The organism is Roseateles sp. P4_D2, from assembly GCF_056401875.1.
On record NZ_JBFUIM010000014.1, the window covers coordinates 228,462 to 250,055 of the forward strand.

Below are 21,594 nucleotides of genomic sequence, written 5' to 3' on the forward strand. Positions count from 1 at the left end.
GCATGCGCCGCCTCCTTGCCACCGCCCTGCTCGCCCTGCCCCTGGCCGCCCACGCCTGGGGTTCTGACGGCCACCAGACCGTCGCGACCATCGCTGCCGGCCTCATCAAAGGTACCCCGGCTGAAGCCCGCGTCGCCGGGCTGCTGGGCGACATGCCGCTTTCGCTGGCCTCGATCTGGGCCGACTGCGTGAAGGGCATCGCGCCCAGCCAGGGCTATACCTATCCCGCGCCGGGCAAGTACCCCGCGTGCGCCGCGCTGGAGACGCCCGCACGCATCGCCGAGATGGCCGACTACGTGCGCCGCAACGACCGGCAGTGCCAGTTGGGCCTCGACGAGGACAGCTGCCACAAGCAGACCCACTACGCCGACATCGCCGTGCAGCGCGGCCGCTACCTACCGAAGGTGACCGGCACGCGCCCGGATGACGTCGTCGGCGCGCTGCGTGCGGCCATCCTGGTGCTGCAGGGCAAGCCCTCGCCCGGTCAGCCCAACTTCAAGAACCAACGCGAGGCCTTGCTGGTACTGGTGCATCTGGTGGGCGACATCCACCAGCCTCTGCACGTCGGCAGCGTCTATCTCGACGCCCAGGGGCAGCGTGTCGACCCCGACAAGCAGGGCTTCGATCGCGCCAGCTTCACCATCGGTGGCAACAGCTTGCTGCTCGATCCTGCCGCAACGCCGGGGTCGAAGAATTTCCATTCGTACTGGGACAACGTGCCTGAGGAATTCAGGCCCCAGCATGTCGATGCCGACTGGCTGGCCGAGGCGCGCCAGGTTCGTGCCGACCCAGGCACTGCGGTCGACTGGCCGCCCCACTGGGCCACGCAGTCACTGGAGCAAGCCGGACGCGTCTTCGACGGGTTGAAGTTCTCGGCCAGGCAGGGCTCACAGTGGGGCGTCGAACTGCCCGGCGGCTACGGCGCCAGGGCAGACGCCATCAAGCGCCAGCAGCTGACGCGCGCAGGAGCTAGGCTGGCCCGGGTGCTGCAGGCAGCGTTCCCGCGGTAGCCGCGGCGGTGAGGCGTTGATACTTCTGCATCAAGGTCTCCCGGCTCTCGATATGGGCCGGGTTGATCGGGATGCACGCGACTGGGCAGAGCATCACGCACTGCGGCTCGTCGAAGTGGCCGACGCACTCGGTGCACTTGCTCGGCTCGATCTTGTAGAACTCCTCACCCATCGAGATCGCGTTGTTCGGGCAGGCGGGCTCGCAGACGTCGCAGTTGATGCATTCGTCCGTGATCATCAGCGCCATGGGATGCCTCCATCGGGCTGGCGGACGAATACGGCAAGCGCCTGCATGCGCTCGCCGCGCGCGGCGGGGCAAGGCATGCCTTGCCGATTCCCGCCACGCGTTTCGGTGATCATCAAAGCCATCTCAACTCCCTCGCTTCTTGCAGCGCTCGTTCAGCCGCGCCAGTACCCCGGGCGACACAAACTCCGCCACCTCGCCGCCCAGCGTCGCAATCTCGCGCACGAAGGTGCTGGACGTGTACTGGTGGTGTTCGCCGGGCGTCAGGAAGATGGTCTCGACCTCGGGCATGAGCTTGCGGTTCATGCCGGCCATCTGGAACTCGTATTCGAAGTCGCCACCGGTGCGCAGGCCACGCACGACGACACGGCCGGCGTGGGTGCGCACGAAGTCGCGCAGCAGACCGTCGAAGGCGATGACCTCGACATTGCCCAGCGGTGCCGCCACTTCCTGGGCCATCGCCAGCCGCTCGTCCAAGGAAAACATGGTCTTCTTGTGATGGCCGACCGCCACCGCCAGCACCAGGCGCTCGAACATCGCGGCAGAACGGCGCATCAGGTCCTCGTGGCCCAGCGTGATCGGGTCGAAGGTGCCCGGGTAGATGGCCGTGATGGTGGTGCGGGTCGTCATGCGGCTGGATTGTCCTCGCGACGCAGCAATTGGTAGTGCACGGCGCCGGCTCGGCCCTGGCGCCAGGTCGTGAATCCGGCCGGGGGAGCGATCTCGCCCGGGGATTCGACGTAGATCAGCCCGCCTTCGGCCAACAGCGGCATGGCAGCAGCCAGCGCGCGGTCGAAGAGGTTGTCGGCGAACGGCGGGTCAAGAAAAATGAGGTCGAAGCGGTCCGGGCAAGCCAGCATCCAGTTCAGCGCATTGGCCCGGTGGATGATGAGGGCCGTGGCCTGCAGACGCTTCTGGCTGGCCCGCAACCCGTCTACCAAGGCCGCCTCGCGCTCGAGCATCACCACCGCATCCGCCCCGCGTGACGCTGCCTCGAAACCCAGGGCCCCGCTGCCGGCAAACGCATCAAGCACCCGCCAGCCGTCGAGCGTCTGGCCCAGCCAGTTGAATAGCGTCTCGCGGATGCGGTCGGACGTCGGCCGCAGGCCCGGCAGGTCGGGCACGGGCAGCTTGGAGCGCTTCCACTGGCCGCCGATGATCCTGATCTCACCCATGATCGGCAGCTCCCTTTTCTGGCGCGGGCCCGGCGTCCCGCCGGGCCTGGCCCCGTGCCTCCGGCCCGGGGCTGGGCAGCGGCTCCGCCGCTGCGCTGGCACTGGTGTTCCTGGACCTCAGGGCGAAACGAAAGCCCAGGAAGTCGAAGCGGTAGGCGCGGGCGTAGGCGAAGCGGCAGGCCGAACGCGCGCGCCAGGCGTCGTAGATCCACGAGCCGCCGCGCACGGCGAACTGGGCGCCGTCTAGAGGCCCTTGCGGGTCCACTTCCAGCGCGCGAGCCGCCGCGTAGTCACGTATGCCGTCAGCACACCACTCCCACACGTTGCCGTGCATCTGATACAGGCCCCAGGCGTTCGCGGGCAAGGCCTTGACCGGCACGGTCCGCTCTCGAGACTCGCCCTTGGCGCCGCCGTTGTAAGGGTAGTTGCCGTTGAAATTGACCTGCGCGGTCGTCACCGTGCCGCCCCAGAAGAACGGCTCCTGTTTGCCGGCGCGGCAGGCGTACTCCCACTCGGCCTCGGTGGGCAGGGCCGCTGGGGCGGCAAGCAGTTCGACCAGGCGGGCCAGAAAGGCCTGCACATCGTCCCAGGACACCTGCTCCACCGGGTTCTCGGGGTCGGTCGCGAACTCGCTCGGATTGGGCCCGCCCATCAAGGCCAGCCACAGGGCCTGGGTGCAGGTGGTGTCGGCCAGCCAGAAGCCCTGGCTGATTGCCACCTCGTGGCGCGGGCCTTCATCCGAATGGCGCTTCGGCTCATCTTCCGGCGACCCCATCCAGAACCGGCCCGGCGCTATCCAGCGCATGCGCTGGCGCACGCCGCCGAGCGCGAACTCGGCCCACAGGCCAAAGCGGTCGTCGCCAAAGGCCAGGGCCCAGGATGGGGGGAAGTCAGTCATCGGCAGCAGTGGCAGGAGAAAGGCGGCGACCCGGGGAGCATTCGAGGGGCTTCCACCCCACCTGCCAGCCCGAGCGCGTGTGCCTGGCGTCGTTGATCCACGAGCCTCCGCGCACGGCGAACTGGGCGTTTGTTGAAGCGCATCACGGGCCGCAACTGTAGTCGCGCCAGCCCGAGCGCCACGGGTCACGCAAACAGCCCACAACGAGCTTGGTCCGTCGACCACGAACTGACGCTCCAGCTGCAATGCGCGGCAGCGGGGTCCAGGGCCGGATTGGAAAAAAACAGGCTCATGGCTTGCGCTGAGACGCCGCTTTTGTGCGTGGCCCGGGGCTCGGCAGCGGCTCCGCCGCTGCCACTGGACTGGTGCTCTCGGACCTCAGGGCGAAACGAAAGCCCAGGACGTCAAGGCGGTCAGCGCGGTCGAGGACGCCGCGGTAGGCCGAACGCGCGCGCCCGGCGTCGCCGACCCACGAGCCGCCGCGCACGGCGAAACGGGCGCCGTCTAGGGGTCTCTGCGGGTCCACCACCAGCGCTGCGTCAGGCGGGTAGCTCCGCTGGTCGTCCGCGCACCACTCCCACACGTTGCCATGCATTTCGTAGAGGCCCCAGCCATTCGGCGGCAGCGCGGCCACGGGCACCGTCTTGCCGCGATTCACGCTCCTGCTACCGAGCTGGACGAAGCCCCCCAGTTCATCCACATTGAGCTGCTCATGGTTGACGTAGTCGCCAAAGCTGAAAGCCGTTTCGGTGCCCGCGCGGCAGGCGTACTCCCATTCGGCCTCGCTGGGCAGGCCGGCCGTGAGTCCGGGGGGCAGCAGGGCTTGCAGCCGCGCGAGGAATTGCTGCACGTCCTCAAAGCTGACGTTTGCCACAGGCAGCCTGGGGTCGCCCTTGAAGTCGCTGGGGTTGTTGCCCATCAGCGCCTGCCACAGGGCCTGGGTGCAGGCGGTGTCGGCCAGCCAGAAGCCCTGGGTGAGCGCAACGCGGTGGCGGGGGGATTCGCGCTGCGACCACCTTCGATGGCTCTCGTCGCTGATGCGCGCGCGCTCGGCGTCTGTGGAGCCCATCCAGAACTCGCCGGGGGGGAGCCAGCGCAGGCGTTGGGTGGCGCCGTCGACGCTAAGGTCGGCGAAGGCGCCGAACTTGGGTTCGACGCCCAGCCGGAGGCCGGCTTGCTGCTCCAGTTCGCGACCCTCACCGAACCAGCCGAGCGACGTGGCCCGGAGCGGCGGGCAGTTTCGATTGACAGGTTCGCCCTCGGCGCCACGCACGCACCATTCACGCAAATTGCCCAGCGGTGGCACCGTGGCATAGAGGCCGATCTCGTCGCGCCCCCACTCCTGCGCCCAGCGCGGGCGCGGCAAGGTCTCGATGATGAGCGTCTCGCGTTCGGTACTGATCTGCAGAGGCAGTTGGTCGGGGGTGGCGATGGGGCCGCTCAGCGATTGGGCACCGAGGCGACGGCTGCTGCTGCCGGGCTGGCCGAGGAAGTAGCGCGTGGCCGGTTGCAGGCGCCACAGGGGCCAGCGTCCCGGCGGGGCGGCATCGGTGGCGGGAGAGCACAGCCACAGGCCGTCGCTGCGCAGTTCGAGCACGCGGGCCTGGGGCGCTTCGCGAGCGAGCTCGGCCTGGGCCTGGGCCTGGGCCAGCGCGGCGGCTGACAGGCCGGCCGGGGCGGTCTGCCAGCCGGTGAGGCTGAACAGGCGCGCCAGGTGGGCGGGCTGGCGTTGCAGCCAGTGTTGATCGGCGGCCTGGCGGGCCAGCAGGTCGGCGGCAAAGGCGGCTTCCTCGCGGCCGGCCGCGCCGGCTCGGGCGTGGGCCCAGAGGTCTTCGTAGAGTTGTTCCGCCGCGGCGAGGGCGGCTTGAAAGTCCGCGCCCAGCACCTCAGGCCGCGCGTGGGCGGCGATGAGGAGCACCTCGGCCGCCGCGAGAAAGGCGCCGCGCCAGGCCTGGTGGTGGCGCATGACCTGCCAGGCGCGCTGCTGCGCTTCGGGGCTGAGCTGGGCCCAGCCGGGGCGCAGCTGATGGATGCCAGCAGGCGTGAGGGCACGGCTGAAATGACTGCCGCCGACGAGGGGCTGGGCCGTCCAGCACAGCGCCTCAAGCGCGGGCTCAGCGCGCAATGCCGGCGTGGCCAAGCGCAGGTCGCGCAGGCGCTCGGGCGAGAGGTGCAGGCAGAGCGCGGCGTGGGTGAGCAGTTCGTCGCGCAGGGGTTGGGCCTTGGCAGGGGTGAGCGCAGCGGTGCCCGGGCGGCCGGCCTGCCGGCGCAGGCTGCCTTCGGGGATCAGGCAGTGCAGCGAGGCAGCACGGGCCAGTGGTGAATCGACCCACACGGGGGTGCAGGGAAGCCAGGCGACGGCATGGGCGCCCTGGGCACGGGCCTGCTGCAGCCAGGCCAGCCAAGCCTCGCGGGCCTCGGGTGCGGTGCTGAGCAGGCCCAGGTGGCTGAGCAGCAGCACGCGCTGACCGGGCAGCGGCAGGGGCAAGGGGCGCCCGGGGGGCTGCGGCTGGCCGTGGGCATGCAGCAGCTGGCCAGGGCCGTCGCGCACCACCCAGGCCCGCACGCGGCCAGGGCCGTAAAGGCGTTGGGCTTGGCGCCGCAACCAGCCCAGGTCGGTGAAATAGGGCTCCATGGCCTCGCCAGCGTCGATGACCACCCAGATGTCGTCGCCCAGGCGGCCCTGTTGGTGGCGGGGCAGGCGGCGCACGAGACGCGCGCTGGTCAGGCAGCGCAGCAGTGCGGGTAGGTCAAGCCCGGCGTCGCTCGGGCGTTGCAGCGAAAGGCGCAGCGCGGGCACAAGGCGCGCGGGGCGCACGAGCAGGGGGGCGGTGGGCGGGGGGTCTTGCCGGTCGGGCCGGCCCGCATCGGACCCAAGGTGGGCGGCGGGCGGGAGGTCAGCGGCGGTAGGTGCGGGGTGCAATTCGGCGTGGGTGACGGCGATCTGCACGTTGCGCTCATGCGGCTGGCTCGCTGCCTCTGGCGGCTTGGGCGGGGGCAGCGGCTTGGCCGCAGTCTTGGGGCGGCGCTTGCGGCCGGGCAGGCGCAGTTCAAACGCGTCCTGCCGAAGTTCAAAGCCGAGATGCGCCGCCAGGCGGCCCTCGGCCTGCGGGCCATCGGCCAAGGTGGCCAGGGCCAAGAGCAGGTCAGCGCGCGAAACCGTGGGCAGAGTCACTGGCGCACCCTTCGGCCTGCGGCCTTGCCCGGCCGACGGAGCGGCCAGGCGTTCGCCAGGCACGGGATGCCCACTGGGCATCCCATGTCCGGGCTCACTCCCGCCAAGCGGGAGCGAGCTTGCTTGGGGCGGCCCGACGCGGCGCTCATGCCGCGCTGCGGTCGCCCTCGCCGGCTTGGGCCAAGGCGGCACGGCCCTGGCCAGGCGCGGCTTGGCCGTCTACCGCCGCGTGTTTGACGAAGGCGTAGGCCGAGAGGCGCGTCAGGAGAGCGAGTTGCTGCCTGGCGTTGCCCGGGGCCAGGCGCACGAGGGCATGAAGCAGGTCGAGATACTCGGCCGCGCCGGGGCGGTGCAGGCCGTGCATCTGGGCGTTCCTGCGGTCTTCGGCGAGTTGCTCGGCGGCGGCCGTGAGCACTTTCTCAGCGAGATTGCGCGACTTGGCCTGGCCAGAGAAATGCGCCCGACCGCGCTCGACGAGCCAGCCGACGTAGCCGGCCTCCTGCGGCGCCTCCAGGTTGAGCACCATGCAGCGGCGCAGAAATGCCGCAGGCAGTTCGCGCTCTTCGTTGCTGGTGATGAGGATCAGCGGCTGGGCTGCCTCGGGGCCGCCGAGCTGGATGCCCAGCGACGGGATGGCCTGGTGGCGTTGGCCGAGGAGTTCGAGCAGGCTGTTAGGAAGGTCGCTGTCGGCCTTGTCGATCTCGTCAAGCAGGATGACGTGGTTCGTAGGCCGCTTGGTGTTGCCTCGCAGGCTGCCGTACTTGATGGCCTCGGGCCAGTTGAAGGCACGCCACAGCGGGCCGGGTTCCCAGTAGGCGGCTTCGTCCAACTCGCGCTGCGCCTGTGCGTCGGCCAGGCGCTTGACGGCGTCGAAGCGATAAAGCAGGTCCTCAGGCTCGGTGCGGGCATTGACCGTGAGCGCGTGCAGCTTCGCCCCAATCGCCACGGCAGCCGCCCGCGCCAGTTGGGTCTTGCCAATGCCCGGCTCGCCGCGCACGAGCAAGGGCCGGTTGGCTGCCCAGGCGAGCAGGAGGGCGTCAATCTCGGGTTGGGACCAGTGGTGGACGGATTCCGGCAGGCCATCCTCAGCAGGCAAGGCGGTGATGCGGCCGGCGCCGAGGGCGCTCAGCGCGGCCATGACCTCCCCAGTGGGTGGCGAACGGCGGGTGACGGTGGTATTCATTTGGGCTTTGATTGGGCAACGGGAGCGGCCTTGGCGAGCACGGCTTTCATGTTGCCCAGGGCGCGGCTGATTTGACCTGCAATGTCGCTGACGTCCTTCAAGCCATCTCCCAGCAGGGAGTGGGTCGCGAATGTGTCGAGGCCAAAGCCTTGAAGTTCAGCCGCGAGGTCCTCAAAGCGCTGTCCTTCGGCCATGCGCGCGAGGTCCAAGGCCGCAACCATGCGAACACCCCCGCGTTCCTTGGCATAGGCGCCGAGCTGTGCGGCAATCTCGTGCCGATCTGGCCCACCGCCCCGATAGGAGCCGCGTGTGCGCTCCATCGGTTCATCGAGCAAAGCCAGCCTGGCTTTGGCATGCGCCTCGACGGCAATGGCCTGCTGGGCAGAAAGATGCCGCAGTTCAGGCGGCTGGAAGTCGGTCACCACGTTCTCCGCCTCTGCGCCGCCTGGGCCATCACTGATGCACACGCCAGCGGTCGAAAGCATGGCACCGACCAAAAGGTGGAGGGACTTGTCCTGGGCATCTGCCGGGAGCGGAATTGCGCCCGCAGGTGCCCGGTGCGTCGCGCCGAGCTTTTCACGAACCAGCCGCTCAAGGGCCAAGTAGCTGAGGGCCCAGACAACGTCGACCACCTTCGCGTCAGGCAATGCCCGGCCGGCTTTGGAATCAGGGAAGGTGCTTCGAACTGCGCCTTGGAGCTGGGCCAAGAAGCCGTGGGCTGAATCCGGTTGGCTCTCCAGACTCGCAAGCGCGTCATCAGCACTGGTCAACACCGGCTTGAAGGATTGGAGCAGCGCGTGGAGATGCTCAGAGGATTCGGGCGATGCCTGTTGAATCTTCCAATCGAGATAGTCGCGCATGGCCGATGTCGTTCGGCCCACGGGCGCGCCCTCCGTCGGCAGGCTCAAGGCTGCTGGCGGAGGCGCCGCTACCTGGGGCGAGGTAGGGGCTGCGAAGGGTGCGGCCGGAGGCGGCGGCCGGCCCGCCCAGTTGATGGTGCTCAGTCCGTCGAGGTCGATGAGGCTCTTGACGAAGATGGCCGCATTCCAAGCCGCGAACTGCTGGTCACCCTCCTTCGTGGCCGCGCTCTTGTTGCCATCGGCAAAGTCGCAGATGGCCTTGATGACGATCCACTCGCGCTTTTGAGGGTCGGCAGTGGCCGCTGCCGCAACGCCGACGCCCTCCATCTCCCCACCAACGATGCGATTCCGGAACGAGGACACCAGTTGATCTCGCAGCGGTTTGTTGTCGATGAGCTTGCCACCCGAAAGCAAGGTGCCCTCTTCAGCAGACGGCCAATGCTCGGCAGGCACGCCGCTAGGCGGCTGATGCTGTCGGGTCTGCGCACGTTGAAGCCAGTATCTGGAGGTGCGGTGCGACAGGTCTCTGAACCGCTCCGTGCCATCCGGGTTCACTCTGGCCTGGTCGTAGCCCAGGATTTCGTTGGCAATCAAGACTTGACCCAGTGTCTGTCGGTCGTTGTAGGCACCGAAGGCAATGCCCACTGCGATGACGTGTTTGCAATCAAGGTCAGCCGCTGCCAGATTGAGCGCGATATGGGCGTCATGTGCCCCCAGGCTGGCAGCCACGACGCCAAGGACATGATGCTGGCCGTGAAGGCCGTAGTAGCTGTAGATCTGCTCGCCGCCGAGGACCTCTGTTGGCTCGGCGCCCGGCGCAAAGACTTTTTTCAGGGCCTGGGTTTCGTGCCTGTTGGCGGTCAACAGCAGGAGCTTGTTGCTGGCGGGGAGGCGGCTAACTTGCGCCACGGTACCGATCACCTGCTGCAGATCGGACCGGCTTGAAGCGGGGGGCCTGGTCCTGTCGCTGGGCACCCTCTTGCCACCAACTGCTTGCGCCTGTGCTGCTTTGGCGCCGCTTGACGTCTTGGGCAATGCCTTGCTGCGTGTTCGAGCCTTGAGCGGGGCAGCCGTGGCGCCTGCTGCCTCAGTGAGCTCCAGCGCGACGTCACGCTTGATCAAGAACTCGGCCAGAGCACGCATGCTGCGCTCAGCCACACGATCCAAATCGGCGGGCGAGTTGACCAACGCATACACACGCTGCTCCCCGTCCACGCCATTCATGGCCTTGGCGCGTTGACGGAATTCCTGCAGGCGCGTTCTGGCCTCGGGATCCGTTTCAACAAATCGCGCGGGTATCGGGTAGTCGTCGCCCAGGATGAAAAGCAGCGTCGGCCGGTTGAACTCGCAGGCTCTGTCGAACTCCATTTCGGTGATCGACCGCAGATCAGGCGGCGAAGCATCGCGCAAGGGCTGCTGGCCGTAGCGGTGACCGATCAGCAGGACGTAGGCCTCGGCACGGGCGACCCTGTCCAAAGATGACTTGACGACGCTGATGGGTAGCGCGCCATCGTGTTCCATGACCTCGGGATAGAAGCCAACGGAGAGGGCCGCCTTGACCAAGACCTCACGCAGTTCTTTGATATCAACGTAGGTGCTGGAAATCATCACGCCAGGGTGGCGCACTCCCTTTGTGCTGGGTTTGTTCATCGCCGCAACGCCTCCCCGCCGCTGATCCGGATGCTTTGGCTGGACCCTAGCCGACAAGCATGCCGCCCCCAATAAGGGCTTGACCGGAGCGGAGCCTCCCAGCTCTGACCGCCGTCACTGCCGCACTGCAATCCCGCGTGCCGCCATCAGCGCCTTCGCCTCGCCCACCGTGTGCTGGCCGAAGTGGAAGATGCTGGCGGCCAGCACGGCGTCGGCGCCGCCCTTGGTGATGCCATCGGCCAGGTCGTCCAGCGAGCCAACGCCGCCGGAGGCGATGACGGGCACAGGCACGGCGTCGGACACGGCGCGGGTCAGTTCGAGGTCGAAGCCGCTCTTGGTGCCGTCGCGGTCCATGCTGGTCAGCAGGATCTCGCCGGCGCCGAACTCGGCCATCTGCTTGGCCCAGGCCACCGCATCAAGGCCGACGTTCTTGCGGCCGCCGTGGGTGTAGACGTCCCAGCCCGAGCCATCGGGCCGGCGCTTGGCGTCGATGGCGACGACGATGCACTGGGCGCCGTATTTGTCGCTGGCCGCACGGATCAGCTCGGGGTCGGCGACTGCCGCGGAGTTGAATGACACCTTGTCGGCGCCGGCGTTCAGCAGCCGCCGCACATCTGCCACCGCGCGCACGCCGCCGCCCACGGTCAGGGGAATGAACACCTTCGAGGCGACGGCCTCAATGATGTGCAGGATGAGGTCGCGGCCGTCGCTGGTGGCGGTGATGTCGAGGAAGGTCAGCTCGTCGGCGCCCTGCTCGTTGTAGCGCGCGGCGATATCCACCGGATCGCCCGCATCACGCAGGCCGACGAAGTTGACGCCCTTGACCACGCGGCCGGCGGTGACGTCGAGGCAGGGAATGATGCGTTTGGCAAGCATGACGGGGATACGGAAGCGAGGGCTGAATTATTCCCTCGATGGTTAGGGGCTTCGCGGCGGAACCGAACTGGCGCTCAATCCGTAGCTTCGCAAGTTCCACCACCACAACAGGAGATGACGATGAGACTGACCTCCCCCGCCCTGCTCGCCGCAACCCTCGCCCTGGGCGCCGCCGCTGCCTCGGCTCACCCGGTGACCTATATCGGCACGCTGAGCAACCTCGGTGAACCTGCCGCGGCGGCCGGATCGCTCGGCACGGGCACGGTCAGTGTGATCTTCGATGACGACACCTTCTCGATGAAGGTGAACGTGACCTTCAGCAATCTGACCGGCAGTGTCACGGCCAGCCATATCCACTGCTGCACGGCGGCGGCCGGGGGGGGCTCGGCGGGCGTCGCGACGCCGGTACCGAGCTTCCCGGCCTTTCCCTCGGGCGCGGGCGTCATGTCGGGCACCTATTCGATGACCTTCGACATGACGCAGACATCGAGCTGGAACCCTGCCTTCGTCACAGCCAATGGCGGCAATGTGTCGAGCGCCTTTGCCGCCTTCGCGACCGGCCTGGCCGACGGCAAGGCCTATCTGAACATCCACTCCACGCTGTCGACCGGCGGCGAGATCAGGACCTTCCTCGTGGCTGCACCGGTACCTGAGCCCGAGACTTACGCGCTGATGCTGGGCGGCCTGGGCGCGCTGACCCTGCTGGCCCGCCGGCGCAGGCGCTGAGAGGCCCTCAGCCGGCCGCTGCGATCAGCTCGTCCGCCCGCACCTGGGCGGCCGTGAAGTCCAGCGCGCCGGTGTAGATGGAGCGGCCGCAGATGACGCCCTCGACGCCGTCGCCCATGACGGCGCACAGGCGCTCGATGTCGGCGATGTCCGAAAGGCCACCCGAGGCGATCACCGGGATGGTGAGCGCCTGGGCCAGCTTGACGGTGGCCTCGATGTTGATGCCGGTCAGCATGCCATCGCGGCCGATGTCGGTGTAGATGACGCCTTCGACGCCGTAATCCTGGAACTTCTGCGCCAGGTCGATGACCTCGTGGCCGGTCAGCTTGCTCCAGCCGTCGGTGGCAACCTTGCCGTCCTTGGCGTCCAGGCCCACGATGATGTGGCCGCCGAAGGCAGTGCAGGCGTCCCTCAGGAAGCCGGGGTTCTTGACCGCGGCGGTGCCGATGATGACGTAGCTCAGGCCATCGTCCAGGTAGCGCTCGATGGTGTCGAGGTCACGGATGCCGCCGCCGAGCTGGATGGGGATCTCGTCGCCGATCTCCTTGATGATGGCCTTGATGGCTGGCTCGTTGACCGGCTTGCCCGCGAAGGCGCCGTTCAGGTCCACCAGGTGCAGGCGCCGCGCGCCGGCATCGAGCCAGCGGCGCGCCATCGCGGCGGGGTCTTCGCCGAAGGTGGTGGAGTCGTTCATGTCGCCTTGCTTGAGGCGGACACAGCGACCGTCTTTCAGGTCGATGGCAGGGATCAGCAGCATGGCCGGGGGCTGAGGGGCTGGAGGGAAAGGAAGGCGGGAGGCAAGAAAGTGCAGACCCGTTCAGGGCTTCCAGTGCAGGAAATTGCGGTAGAGGGCGAGGCCCAGCGCGGCACTTTTCTCGGGGTGGAATTGGGTCGCAAAAATATTATCCCGGGCCACCGCGCAGGTAAAGCGAGCACCGTAGTCGGTCTCGCCGGCGCTGTGTTCCGGCAACGCAGTCGTCGCGTAGAAACTGTGCACGAAGTAGAACCAGCTCTCGTCCGGGATGCCATCCCAAACAGCATGCGCCCGCGGTTGGTGCACGCGGTTCCAGCCCATCTGCGGCACCTTGAAGCGGCTGCCGTCTTCCTGCAGCCGGCCTTCCAGGCGGAAGCGCTGCACGCGGCCCGGGATCAGCCCCAGGCCGGGCGTGTCCTGCTCCTCGCTGTGATCCAGCAGCATCTGCATGCCAACGCACACGCCCAGCAGCGGCTTGGTGGCGGCGGCTTCAAGCACGGCTTCCTTGACACCCGAGTCGGCCAGCTCGCGCATGCAGTCGCGCATGGCACCCTGGCCGGGCAGCACAACACGCTCGGCGGCGCGCACTACTTCGGGGTCGCAAGTGATGGCCACCTCGAAACCCTGGCCCTCGGCGGCATGGATGACAGCTTGAGACACCGAGCGGAGGTTGCCCATGCCGTAGTCGACGACGGCAACGGTGCGGGTCATGGCTTCCCCCGGGACAGGTCTACGAGCGCATCGCCCAGTGCCGTCACTGCGGGGTCGGACACGGCTTTGTCGGCGGCAGGGAAAGTGGTGCGAAGCTTCCAGATGGAGCCGCTGCCACTCCACAGCTGCACATAGCTGCGCAACACTTCCTTCTCGGGGCGGTCGATCGTGGCCCAGCCCACCAAGACCTCGGTTCGGCTCTGGCCGTGGTTCTCATATTGCGCGACGACGTCGCGCACCTTGGTGTCGGGGTAACGCTGCTGCCAGCCTTTGACGATGCCGCTCATCGCGGACTTGAACTCCTCCAGCAACCGGGGATCTCGCGCAACGTCCTCGACGCGACCCAATTGGGCCTGGTAGATGTAGACGTCGGCCCACATGCCGCTCGGATGCTTGTAGCGGATGCTGCAGCCGCCGCCGGGCATGGTGGCTTCGAAGCCATGGGTCATCATGCGCTCAAAGCCCGGGCCCAGCGTCTGGGGCATGTCCTCCTGGGTACCCGGCCGCGGGCAAGGCTGCCCTTCCTGCGCCATGGCCCCCACGGCAAACAGGCCGCTCAACGCCAGTGCCGCGAGGCTGCGGAGCAAGGCGCGGCTCACAGCGAGCCCTTGGTCGATGGGATCACACCTGCGGAGCGCGGGTCCGGCGTCGTCGCCATGCGCAACGCGCGGCCAAAAGCCTTGAACATGGTTTCGGCCTGGTGGTGGGCGTTGTGGCCCTTCAGGTTGTCGATGTGGACCGTGGCCAGCGCGTGGTTGACGAAGCCCTGGAAGAACTCGAAGGTCAGCTGGGTGTCGAAGGCGCCGACGCTGCCGGCCGTGAACTTGCAGTCCATGTGCAGGCCCGGGCGGCCGGAGAGGTCGATGACGACCCGCGACAGGGCCTCGTCCAGCGGCACATAGCTGTGGCCGTAGCGCGTCAGGCCAGCCTTGTCGCCCACGGCCTTGGCGACGGCCAGGCCCAGCGTGATGCCGACGTCCTCGACGGTGTGGTGGCCGTCGATGTGCAGGTCACCCTCGCAATGGATGTCCAGGTCCATCAGGCCGTGGCGGGCGATCTGGTCCAGCATGTGGTCGAAGAAGCCGATGCCGGTCTGCAGCTTGGACTGGCCCGTGCCGTCCAGGTTGACGCGCACCGTGATGCGCGTCTCGCGGGTGTTGCGAGTGACTTCGGCGATGCGCGCGGTTGTGGAGGCGTTCAGTTCAGACATGCTTGAATCGCTTGGAGCAGCAGGGTGTTTTCGTCGGGCGTTCCGACCGTGATGCGCACACAGTTCGCTAGCAGCGGGTGCATGGCCGAGACGTTCTTGATCAGCACGCCCCGGGCCCTCAGCGCCGCGAAGGTGGCGGCGGCGTCCTGAACCCTGGCCAGGATCATATTGCCCTGGCTTGGCCAGGGTGTGACACCGGGCATGGCCTGCAAGGCGCTGAAGAGGCGCTCACGCTGCTGGCGCAGCTCGGCGGCCTGGGCGGCGTAGACCTCGGCATGCTCCAGCGCGAACAGCGCGGCCTCGGCGTTCAGCACGCTGACGTTGAAGGGCGGGCGTAGTTTCTCGATCTGCTCGACCAGCTCGGCCGAACCACAGAGATAGCCGATCCGCACGCCGGCCAGGCCGAACTTGCTCATGGTGCGCATCACCAGCACGTGCGGGTGGCGGGCCATCAGCGCCAGGCTGTCGGAGGATGCAAAGGGTTGGTAAGCCTCGTCCATGACGACCAGGCCAGGCGCCGCGGCGACGATGCGCTCGATGGCGGCGGCGTCCCAGAGGTTGCCGGTCGGGTTGTTGGGGTAGGAGAGGTAGATGAGTGCCGGCTGATGCTCCGCAATCGCGGCCAGCATGGCGGCCTCGTCCAACTCGAAGTCTCCAGCCTGCAGCGGCACGCCGACAAAACGCAGGTGCTGGTGCCGCGCCGACATCTCGTACATGACGAAGCTGGGCAGCGGCGACAGGATGACCGCACCAGGCTTGGACACGGCCAGCGTCAGCAGGCTGATGAGTTCGTCCGAGCCATTGCCCAGCGTGATGCCGAAGGCCTCGGGCAGGCCGGCATGGACCTTCAGCGCCGCGGCCAGGTCGGCGGTGCGCTCGGCCGGGTAGCGGTTGATGGCAACGGCGCCGAGGCGCTCGCCCAACGCCAACTGCAGTTCGGTCGGCAGGCGGTAGGGGTTCTCCATGATGTCCAGCTTGACGAAGCCGGTGCTCGGCTGGACGACGTAAGCCTGTGCCGCGCGCACGTCGGGCCGGATCTGGGCAAGGGCTTGGTCGAGGCTCATGGGGCGGTCACGATGGGGTTGAACACCTGCACGCTGTCGAAGACGGCTTCGTGCGGCAGGGCCAGGCTGAGCAGTCGAGTGCAGCCCTGCGCCTTGGCGCTGGCGACGACAAGGGCGTCGGCGAATGGCAGGCCGAAGCGGCTTTCCAGCGACCAGGCGGATTCGACAGTCGCCTGGTCCGTCGCCCACGGACGCCAGTGCTGGTAGCGGCGCACCTCGGCACGCGCATCGCCTTGCGGCATGGGCGGCGTGACCTGGCGCGTGGCCAGCAGGTAGAAGTCGTTCAGCACCTGCACCGACACCCGGCCGGTGCGGGTGGCCCACAGCTCGCGCAGCCAGGCCAGCACCTGCTCGCGCTCAGCGGGGCGGGCGCCGTCCTCGCTGAACAGCAGCACGGAGGTGTCGACGAAGACGGGATCCGCCATCAAAGCACCTGCCTGCCGGGATAGGGCTGCCCGTCGGAGGCCCAGGACCGCTCGCGGTGCAACCAGTCCTGCAACGCCCGCTCGTAGGCGTCGTCGTGGCGCATCTTCTCGCCCAGCAGTTCCCCCAGCAGGCGAGACACGCTGGTGTTGCGCCGCGCGGCTTCCAACCGGGCCCATTCGGCCACGGCGTCATCCATGGACACGGTGACGTTCTTCATGGCATCAAGCGTATCACACGAAGTTCGTGTTGCACGAAGTTCGTGTCCAAATACCTCCCGCTTGAATCGATTGAGTTAGCCTTTGCATCCCGTTGTCACTCCACCATCAATGCCCATATCGCCCCTCGCCGAGAAGCCCCTGCAGGCCACCGTGGCCAAGCTCAAGCGCACCGGCCGCGCCCTCGGCAAGCTCAAGCCCCAGGTGGTCAACCCCGTCCAGGCCCTGCAGGACATCAAGGCCAGGCGCGTCGCGCGGCGCACAGCCTCGGGCCTGCAACTGGTGCTGGCCGACCGCGTCGACTTCCTGAACCCGGCACATTGGGACGCGCTCGCGGCGCAGACCCTCTTCCTGTCGCGCGACTACCTGCGCGTGCTGGAGCAGCATGCGCCGGACAACATCGAGCCGCGCTACGCCATGGCCTATGCCGATGGTGCGCCAGTCGCGGCGCTATTGCTGCAGCGCGTGGCCGTCGGCGGCGCCCAGCTGCGCAAGCCCGGCAGCAAGAAGCTGGTCGATGCACCCATGGCCGGGCTCAAGGAGCATCTGCTGGTCTGCGGCAACCTGCTCGTCTGGGGCGCGCGCGCCATGGCCCTGGCGCCGCATGCCGATGAGGGCCAGCTCTGGCATGGCGTCTGCGAAGCCATCTACCGGCTGCGCCGCGCCGACAAGCTCGACGGCCAGTCCGACCTGGCGCTGATCAAGGACCTCGGCATGGCCGCCCAGCACGTCTCACCGTCACTGCGCCTGCTGGGCTATCGCAGCGTCGACACCGAACCCGACATGGTGCTGACGCTGCGCCCCGAATGGCGCAGCTGGGACGACTACCTGGCCAGCATGACCTCGGGCTATCGCAGCGCGGCCAAGAAGCTGCTGAAGGACTGCGCCGCGGCCGGCCTGACGCTGCGCGAGGCCAGCGCCGAGGAGCTGCTGGCGCGGGCCGACGAGCTGCATGCTCTCTATGGCCAGGTCCACCAGGCCCAGGGCCTGCGGCTGGCAACGCTGACGCCAGGCTATCTGCCCGCCATGGCCGCCGCCCTGGGCCCGCGCTTCCGCTGCCGTGTGGCCGAGCATGCCGACGGGCGCTGGCTGGGCTTCGTCACCAGCGTGCACGACGGCGACACGACGTTGGGCTACTACATCGGCTACGACCGCGCGGCCAATGCCGAGGCGCCGATCTACCTGACGCTGCTGCAGTCCACTGTGCAGGACGCGATCGCCTTCGGTTCGACGCGGCTGAGCCTGGGCCGCACGGCGCTGGAGCCCAAGGCCAAGATGGGCTGCAGACCTGAGCCGCTGAGCTGCGCAGTGCGCCACCGCGTGTCGGCGCTGAACTGGATCACCACCGCGCTGACTAAGACGGCCGAGCACGATGAGCCGCCGGAGCGCAGCCCGTTCAAGGCGGCCCCTGTCGACGCGGCCTAGCTTTCAGTTGAGGGTTACTTCAGTCGAAGTTCCGCAGCGCGTGCATGGGCCTGCAGGCCTTCGCCGTGGGCCAGTTCGCTGGCGATGCGGCCGAGTGTCTGCGCGCCCTCGGCGCTGACTTCGATGAGGCTGCTGCGCTTCTGGAAGTCGTAGACGCCCAGCGGGGACGAGAAGCGCGCTGTGCCGGCCGTGGGCAGCACATGGTTGGGGCCGGCGCAGTAGTCACCGAGCGACTCGCTCGTGTAGGCGCCCATGAAGATCGCGCCGGCGTGGCGCAGCAGCGGCTCCCAGCGTTGCGGCTCGGTGGCGCTGATCTCCAGATGCTCGGGCGCGATGCGGTTGCTGATCTCGCAGGCCTCTTCCATCGAGCGCGTCAGGATCAACGCGCCGCGGCCGGCCAGCGACGCGCGGATGACGGCTTCGCGCGGCATCTCCTCGACCAGGCGTTCCATGCTGGCGCTCACCGCATCCAGGAAGGCGGCGTCCGGGCTGAGCAGGATGCTCTGCGCCAGTTCGTCGTGCTCGGCCTGGCTGAACAGGTCCATCGCCACCCAGTCGGGCGGTGTCGTGCCGTCGGCAATGACGAGGATCTCGCTGGGGCCGGCAATCATGTCGATGCCGACCTGGCCAAACACATGCTTTTTGGCCGAAGCCACATACGCATTGCCCGGGCCGGTGATCTTGTCGACACGCGGGATGGTGGCCGTGCCGTATGCCAGCGCCGCCACGGCTTGTGCGCCGCCAATGGTGAATACGCGATGCACGCCCGCCACCGCTGCGGCGGCCAGCACCAGCGGGTTGCGCACGCCGTCCGGCGTGGGCACGACCATGATGATCTCGCCGACGCCCGCGACCTGTGCGGGGATGGCGTTCATCAGCACGCTGCTGGGATAAGCCGCCTTGCCGCCCGGCACATAGATGCCCACGCGGTCCAGCGGCGTGACCTTCTGGCCGAGCAGGTTGCCGTCCTCGTCGCGGTAGCTCCAGCTGCGGCCGCAGGCTTCCAGCTGGCGCTCGTGGTAGGCCCGCACCCGCTTGGCTGCAGCCTGCAGGGCGGTGGCCTGGGCCGGCGTGATCGAGGCCAGCGCGGCCTGCAATTCGGCTTGCGTGATCTCCAGCGCGGCGACGTTGTCGGCCGTCACGCGGTCGAAGCGCGCGGTGTAATCCAGCACGGCAGCGTCACCACGCTCGCGCACATCGGCCAGGATCTCGGCGACGCGGCCTTCGATGGCGGCATCGTCCGCCGCCGACCAGTAGCGCAGGCGTTCGAACTCGGTATCGAAGTCGGGCGCGGCGGTGGAGAGTTGGCGAACGAGTTTCATGCAATGGCCGAGGCAAAGGCGTCGATCAGCGGGCGCAGCGCGTCGCGCTTGAGCTTGAGCGCGGCCTGGTTGACGACGAGGCGGGACGAGATGTCCATGATCTGCTCCACCTCGACCAGCTTGTTCGCTCTCAGCGTGCCGCCGGTGGAGACCAGGTCGACGATGGCCTCGGCCAGGCCGGTCAGCGGCGCCAGCTCCATGGAGCCGTAGAGCTTGATGAGGTCGACGTGCACGCCCTTGTCGGCGAAATGCTGGCGGGCGATCTCGGTGTACTTGGTGGCCACACGGATGCGCGAGCCCTGCTTGACGGCGGCGGCATAGTCGAAGTCGGCGCGCGTGGCCACGCTCATGCGGCAGCGGGCGATCTTCAGGTCCAGCGGCTGGTAGAGGCCGTGCGAGCCGCCCTGGGCCAGGGCCTGCTCGTGCAGCACATCGCGGCCGGCCACGCCGAGGTCGGCGCCGCCATATTGCACATAGGTCGGCACGTCGCTGGCGCGCACCAGCACGACGCGAACGCCGTCGCGGTTGGTCGGCAGGATCAGCTTGCGCGAGGTCTCGGGGTCTTCCAGCACCTCGATGCCGGCAGCGCGCAGCAGCGGCAGCGTCTCTTCGAAGATGCGGCCCTTGGAGAGAGCCAGAGTCAGGCCGCTCATTGGGCGCTCCACTCTTCGGGGCTCAGCGTCTTCATCGACAGCGCATGGATCTGCTCGCGCATGCGCTCGCCCAGGGCTGCATAGACACGCTGGTGGCGCTTGATGCGGGACAGGCCGTTGAACTCGTCCGACACGATGGTCGCGAAGAAGTGGCGGCCATCGCCCTCGACTTCGAGATGCGCGCAGGGCAGGCCTGCGGCAATGAAATCGCGCACTTCTTGCGGGGTCGGGTCGGCCATCACGGGTCCTCGGTGGAAACCCGAGATTCTAGAGACGGCTTAGCTTCTGATCTTGTAGCCGCTCTTCAGCAGCGATAAAGCGAGGCCTGCCGTGACCGCGAAGCTGACCCCGACAACGCCCAGGCTGAGCCAAGGCGACACGTCGCTGACCCCGAAGAAGCCGCGGCGGAAGCCGTCGATCATGTAGAAGAAGGGATTCAGGTGGCTGATGCCCTGCCAGAAACCGGGCAGCGAGTGCACTGAGTAGAAGACGCCCGACAGAAACGTCATCGGCATGATGATGAAGTTCTGAAAGGCGGCCAGCTGGTCGAACTTCTCGGCCCACAAGCCCGCAATCAGGCCTAGCGTGCCCATCAGGCCGGCGCCCAGCACCGTGAACAGCAGCACCCACAGCAGGTTGTCCAGGCCCGGCGGCGCAAACCCGGCGGTGACCAGCAGCACGCCCGCCCCCACTGCCAGCCCGCGCACGACGGCCGCGCCGACATAGGCGACGAACCAGGCCGACGGCGACAGCGGCGTCAGCAGCAGGAAGATGAGGTTGCCGGTGATCTTGCTCTGGATGAGGCTGGACGAGCTGTTGGCGAAGGCGTTCTGCAGCACGCTCATCATCACGAGACCGGGGATCAGGAACTGCGTGTAGCCGACGCTGTCGTAGACCTTCACATGGTCTTCCAGCGTGTGGCCGAAAACGAGCAGGTACATCACCGCCGTCAGCACCGGGGCGCAGACCGTCTGGAACGCGACCTTCCAGAAGCGCAGCACTTCCTTCTTGAAGAGGGTGGAGGCGCCATTCATGCGTGCTCTCCCTGCATGATTTCAAGAAACACGTCTTCGAGATCGGCGCGACCGATCTCCAGGTCTTCGATGGGAACTCCCTGTCCGCGCAGCTCGGCCAGCGTCGTCTCGACCTCATGGGCGTCATGCGCCGTCACCTGCACGATGCGCCCCGTTACCCGCGCACGCGCCGCGATGTCAGGTGGCAGCGCGGCATCGGTCTTGAAACGCAGCATCGTGGACGCCGTACCCGCCAACAGCTGCGAGGTGCGGTCCAGTGCCACGATGCGGCCGGCCTTCAGCATGCCAATGCGTTGGCACAGGGCTTCGGCTTCTTCGAGGTAATGCGTGGTCAGCAGCACCGTGTGGCCTTCCTTGTTGAGGCGGGCAATGAACTGCCACAGCGTCTGGCGCAGTTCCACGTCCACGCCGGCCGTGGGCTCGTCCAGCACGATGACGGGTGGGCGGTGCACCAGCGCCTGGGCGACCAGCACGCGGCGCTTCATGCCGCCCGACAGCTGGCGCATATTGGCGTTGGCCTTGTCCGTCAGGCCCAGGTTGTGCAGCAATTCATCGATCCAGTCGTCGTTGCCGTGCACGCCGAAATAGCCGCTCTGGATGCGCAGCGACTCGCGCACGCTGAAGAAGGGGTCGAACACCAGTTCCTGCGGCACCACGCCCAGCGCCTTGCGGGCGGCGGCGTAGTCGTCCACCACGTCATGGCCCATCACGCGCACGCGGCCTTCGGTGGCCTTGGCCAGGCCGGCCAGCACGCTGATCAGCGTCGTCTTGCCGGCACCGTTGGGGCCCAGCAGGCCGAAGAACTCACCGCAGTGGATGTCGAAACTGACGCCGTCCAACGCCTTCACCTGCCCTCCCCGGTATGTTTTCTTGACGTTCTCGAAGGAGATGGCGGGCGGGGAGGCTGAATTCGGCATGGGGCGCGATTCTAAAAGTCAGCCCTATTTCGGTGCCGATCACTGCCAGAATGACCCGATGAACTG

The 21,594-nt window shown here is 67.8% G+C and carries 23 protein-coding genes; 3 read left to right on the forward strand and 20 right to left on the reverse strand.

Annotated elements, in window-relative coordinates:
- Nucleotides 1-2: 2 nt before the first annotated feature.
- On the forward strand, nt 3-1,010 hold the full coding sequence (locus AC1DW0_RS23710; protein ID WP_477948357.1) for a S1/P1 nuclease: 1,008 nt from the start codon (nt 3-5) through the stop codon (nt 1,008-1,010).
- On the opposite strand, the gene AC1DW0_RS23715 is transcribed toward AC1DW0_RS23710, so the two are convergent.
- From AC1DW0_RS23715 to hisF, 8 genes are all read right to left on the reverse strand, one after another.
- The gene (locus AC1DW0_RS23715; protein ID WP_056193738.1) at nt 970-1,257 is read right to left on the reverse strand and encodes a YfhL family 4Fe-4S dicluster ferredoxin; all 288 of its coding nucleotides are present in this window, start codon (nt 1,255-1,257) and stop codon (nt 970-972) included. The two genes, AC1DW0_RS23710 and AC1DW0_RS23715, sit on opposite strands and share 41 nt — an antisense overlap.
- Nucleotides 1,258-1,380: 123 nt before the next feature.
- Nucleotides 1,381-1,884, reverse strand: coding sequence for a pantetheine-phosphate adenylyltransferase (coaD, locus tag AC1DW0_RS23720; RefSeq protein WP_477856007.1), 504 nt, complete (start codon nt 1,882-1,884; stop codon nt 1,381-1,383).
- On the reverse strand, nt 1,881-2,429 hold the full coding sequence (gene rsmD, locus AC1DW0_RS23725; RefSeq protein WP_477948359.1) for a 16S rRNA (guanine(966)-N(2))-methyltransferase RsmD: 549 nt from the start codon (nt 2,427-2,429) through the stop codon (nt 1,881-1,883). The genes coaD and rsmD overlap by 4 nt, the downstream gene beginning before the upstream one ends.
- Nucleotides 2,422-3,327 (reverse strand): formylglycine-generating enzyme family protein, encoded by a 906-nt coding sequence (locus tag AC1DW0_RS23730; protein WP_477948361.1) that lies wholly within the window; start codon nt 3,325-3,327, stop codon nt 2,422-2,424. The genes rsmD and AC1DW0_RS23730 overlap by 8 nt, the downstream gene beginning before the upstream one ends.
- Before the next feature lie 289 nt (nt 3,328-3,616).
- Nucleotides 3,617-6,502, reverse strand: coding sequence for an SUMF1/EgtB/PvdO family nonheme iron enzyme (locus tag AC1DW0_RS23735; protein ID WP_477948363.1), 2,886 nt, complete (start codon nt 6,500-6,502; stop codon nt 3,617-3,619).
- Between the two features lie 145 nt (nt 6,503-6,647).
- Nucleotides 6,648-7,685, reverse strand: coding sequence for an AAA family ATPase (locus AC1DW0_RS23740; protein WP_477948365.1), 1,038 nt, complete (start codon nt 7,683-7,685; stop codon nt 6,648-6,650).
- A complete protein-coding gene (locus AC1DW0_RS23745; protein ID WP_477948367.1) occupies nt 7,682-10,195 on the reverse strand; it encodes a DUF4062 domain-containing protein in 2,514 nt (837 codons plus the stop codon). Before AC1DW0_RS23745 ends, AC1DW0_RS23740 begins: the two co-directional genes overlap by 4 nt.
- Nucleotides 10,196-10,309: 114 nt before the next feature.
- Nucleotides 10,310-11,071, reverse strand: a complete 762-nt coding sequence (gene hisF, locus AC1DW0_RS23750) for an imidazole glycerol phosphate synthase subunit HisF (protein ID WP_477948369.1) — start codon at nt 11,069-11,071, stop codon at nt 10,310-10,312.
- A gap of 120 nt (nt 11,072-11,191) precedes the next feature.
- Between hisF and AC1DW0_RS23755 the strand changes: the two genes are divergently transcribed.
- Nucleotides 11,192-11,797 (forward strand): CHRD domain-containing protein, encoded by a 606-nt coding sequence (locus AC1DW0_RS23755; protein ID WP_477948371.1) that lies wholly within the window; start codon nt 11,192-11,194, stop codon nt 11,795-11,797.
- 7 nt (nt 11,798-11,804) lie between these two features.
- On the opposite strand, the gene hisA is transcribed toward AC1DW0_RS23755, so the two are convergent.
- From hisA to AC1DW0_RS23790, 7 genes are read right to left on the reverse strand one after another with little or no spacing between them, the layout of a single operon-like run.
- Nucleotides 11,805-12,554, reverse strand: a complete 750-nt coding sequence (gene hisA / locus AC1DW0_RS23760; protein WP_056193723.1) for a 1-(5-phosphoribosyl)-5-[(5-phosphoribosylamino)methylideneamino]imidazole-4-carboxamide isomerase — start codon at nt 12,552-12,554, stop codon at nt 11,805-11,807.
- A gap of 60 nt (nt 12,555-12,614) precedes the next feature.
- Nucleotides 12,615-13,262, reverse strand: a complete 648-nt coding sequence (gene hisH, locus AC1DW0_RS23765) for an imidazole glycerol phosphate synthase subunit HisH (RefSeq protein ID WP_056193720.1) — start codon at nt 13,260-13,262, stop codon at nt 12,615-12,617.
- A complete protein-coding gene (locus AC1DW0_RS23770; RefSeq protein WP_477948374.1) occupies nt 13,259-13,849 on the reverse strand; it encodes a hypothetical protein in 591 nt (196 codons plus the stop codon). The genes hisH and AC1DW0_RS23770 overlap by 4 nt, the downstream gene beginning before the upstream one ends.
- A gap of 8 nt (nt 13,850-13,857) precedes the next feature.
- Entirely contained in the window at nt 13,858-14,472 is a 615-nt protein-coding gene (hisB, locus tag AC1DW0_RS23775) for an imidazoleglycerol-phosphate dehydratase HisB (protein WP_056193714.1), read from the reverse strand.
- The gene (hisC, locus tag AC1DW0_RS23780; RefSeq protein ID WP_477948376.1) at nt 14,460-15,536 is read right to left on the reverse strand and encodes a histidinol-phosphate transaminase; all 1,077 of its coding nucleotides are present in this window, start codon (nt 15,534-15,536) and stop codon (nt 14,460-14,462) included. The genes hisB and hisC overlap by 13 nt, the downstream gene beginning before the upstream one ends.
- Nucleotides 15,533-15,961 (reverse strand): PIN domain-containing protein, encoded by a 429-nt coding sequence (locus AC1DW0_RS23785; RefSeq protein WP_457351738.1) that lies wholly within the window; start codon nt 15,959-15,961, stop codon nt 15,533-15,535. Before AC1DW0_RS23785 ends, hisC begins: the two co-directional genes overlap by 4 nt.
- The gene (locus AC1DW0_RS23790) at nt 15,961-16,179 is read right to left on the reverse strand and encodes a hypothetical protein (protein ID WP_056193705.1); all 219 of its coding nucleotides are present in this window, start codon (nt 16,177-16,179) and stop codon (nt 15,961-15,963) included. Before AC1DW0_RS23790 ends, AC1DW0_RS23785 begins: the two co-directional genes overlap by 1 nt.
- 109 nt (nt 16,180-16,288) lie before the next feature.
- Here AC1DW0_RS23790 and AC1DW0_RS23795 point away from each other — a divergent pair, with 109 nt between their 5' ends.
- Nucleotides 16,289-17,602: a GNAT family N-acetyltransferase gene (locus tag AC1DW0_RS23795; RefSeq protein ID WP_477948379.1), complete on the forward strand. Its 1,314-nt coding sequence runs from the start codon at nt 16,289-16,291 to the stop codon at nt 17,600-17,602.
- Nucleotides 17,603-17,616: 14 nt separating this feature from the next.
- Here AC1DW0_RS23795 and hisD read toward each other — a convergent pair whose 3' ends face one another.
- The 5 genes from hisD to AC1DW0_RS23820 are packed head-to-tail and all read right to left on the reverse strand — an operon-like array spanning nt 17,617 to nt 21,528.
- On the reverse strand, nt 17,617-18,924 hold the full coding sequence (hisD, locus tag AC1DW0_RS23800) for a histidinol dehydrogenase (protein WP_056193701.1): 1,308 nt from the start codon (nt 18,922-18,924) through the stop codon (nt 17,617-17,619).
- Nucleotides 18,921-19,577: an ATP phosphoribosyltransferase gene (hisG, locus tag AC1DW0_RS23805; protein ID WP_457390369.1), complete on the reverse strand. Its 657-nt coding sequence runs from the start codon at nt 19,575-19,577 to the stop codon at nt 18,921-18,923. The genes hisD and hisG overlap by 4 nt, the downstream gene beginning before the upstream one ends.
- On the reverse strand, nt 19,574-19,816 hold the full coding sequence (locus tag AC1DW0_RS23810; protein WP_056193694.1) for a BolA family protein: 243 nt from the start codon (nt 19,814-19,816) through the stop codon (nt 19,574-19,576). The genes hisG and AC1DW0_RS23810 overlap by 4 nt, the downstream gene beginning before the upstream one ends.
- A 39-nt stretch (nt 19,817-19,855) precedes the next feature.
- Entirely contained in the window at nt 19,856-20,611 is a 756-nt protein-coding gene (locus tag AC1DW0_RS23815; protein WP_477948381.1) for an ABC transporter permease, read from the reverse strand.
- Nucleotides 20,608-21,528, reverse strand: coding sequence for an ABC transporter ATP-binding protein (locus AC1DW0_RS23820; protein WP_056193688.1), 921 nt, complete (start codon nt 21,526-21,528; stop codon nt 20,608-20,610). The genes AC1DW0_RS23815 and AC1DW0_RS23820 overlap by 4 nt, the downstream gene beginning before the upstream one ends.
- Nucleotides 21,529-21,594: the final 66 nt, after the last annotated feature.

What these genes read in the sequence shown, in the direction of transcription:
- hisF (WP_477948369.1), bottom strand. Translation starts at nt 11,071, where the DNA reads ATGCTTGCCAAACGCATCATTCCCTGCCTCGACGTCACCGCCGGCCGC.
- hisD (WP_056193701.1), bottom strand. Translation starts at nt 18,924, where the DNA reads ATGAAACTCGTTCGCCAACTCTCCACCGCCGCGCCCGACTTCGATACC.
- hisH (WP_056193720.1), bottom strand. Translation starts at nt 13,262, where the DNA reads ATGACCCGCACCGTTGCCGTCGTCGACTACGGCATGGGCAACCTCCGC.
- AC1DW0_RS23745 (WP_477948367.1), bottom strand. Translation starts at nt 10,195, where the DNA reads ATGAACAAACCCAGCACAAAGGGAGTGCGCCACCCTGGCGTGATGATT.
- hisB (WP_056193714.1), bottom strand. Translation starts at nt 14,472, where the DNA reads ATGTCTGAACTGAACGCCTCCACAACCGCGCGCATCGCCGAAGTCACT.
- hisC (WP_477948376.1), bottom strand. Translation starts at nt 15,536, where the DNA reads ATGAGCCTCGACCAAGCCCTTGCCCAGATCCGGCCCGACGTGCGCGCG.
- AC1DW0_RS23815 (WP_477948381.1), bottom strand. Translation starts at nt 20,611, where the DNA reads ATGAATGGCGCCTCCACCCTCTTCAAGAAGGAAGTGCTGCGCTTCTGG.
- AC1DW0_RS23795 (WP_477948379.1), top strand. Translation starts at nt 16,289, where the DNA reads ATGCCCATATCGCCCCTCGCCGAGAAGCCCCTGCAGGCCACCGTGGCC.
- rsmD (WP_477948359.1), bottom strand. Translation starts at nt 2,429, where the DNA reads ATGGGTGAGATCAGGATCATCGGCGGCCAGTGGAAGCGCTCCAAGCTG.
- AC1DW0_RS23755 (WP_477948371.1), top strand. Translation starts at nt 11,192, where the DNA reads ATGAGACTGACCTCCCCCGCCCTGCTCGCCGCAACCCTCGCCCTGGGC.
- AC1DW0_RS23790 (WP_056193705.1), bottom strand. Translation starts at nt 16,179, where the DNA reads ATGAAGAACGTCACCGTGTCCATGGATGACGCCGTGGCCGAATGGGCC.
- AC1DW0_RS23740 (WP_477948365.1), bottom strand. Translation starts at nt 7,685, where the DNA reads ATGAATACCACCGTCACCCGCCGTTCGCCACCCACTGGGGAGGTCATG.
- AC1DW0_RS23710 (WP_477948357.1), top strand. Translation starts at nt 3, where the DNA reads ATGCGCCGCCTCCTTGCCACCGCCCTGCTCGCCCTGCCCCTGGCCGCC.
- AC1DW0_RS23810 (WP_056193694.1), bottom strand. Translation starts at nt 19,816, where the DNA reads ATGGCCGACCCGACCCCGCAAGAAGTGCGCGATTTCATTGCCGCAGGC.
- hisA (WP_056193723.1), bottom strand. Translation starts at nt 12,554, where the DNA reads ATGCTGCTGATCCCTGCCATCGACCTGAAAGACGGTCGCTGTGTCCGC.
- AC1DW0_RS23785 (WP_457351738.1), bottom strand. Translation starts at nt 15,961, where the DNA reads ATGGCGGATCCCGTCTTCGTCGACACCTCCGTGCTGCTGTTCAGCGAG.
- coaD (WP_477856007.1), bottom strand. Translation starts at nt 1,884, where the DNA reads ATGACGACCCGCACCACCATCACGGCCATCTACCCGGGCACCTTCGAC.
- AC1DW0_RS23730 (WP_477948361.1), bottom strand. Translation starts at nt 3,327, where the DNA reads ATGACTGACTTCCCCCCATCCTGGGCCCTGGCCTTTGGCGACGACCGC.
- AC1DW0_RS23715 (WP_056193738.1), bottom strand. Translation starts at nt 1,257, where the DNA reads ATGGCGCTGATGATCACGGACGAATGCATCAACTGCGACGTCTGCGAG.
- AC1DW0_RS23820 (WP_056193688.1), bottom strand. Translation starts at nt 21,528, where the DNA reads ATGCCGAATTCAGCCTCCCCGCCCGCCATCTCCTTCGAGAACGTCAAG.
- hisG (WP_457390369.1), bottom strand. Translation starts at nt 19,577, where the DNA reads ATGAGCGGCCTGACTCTGGCTCTCTCCAAGGGCCGCATCTTCGAAGAG.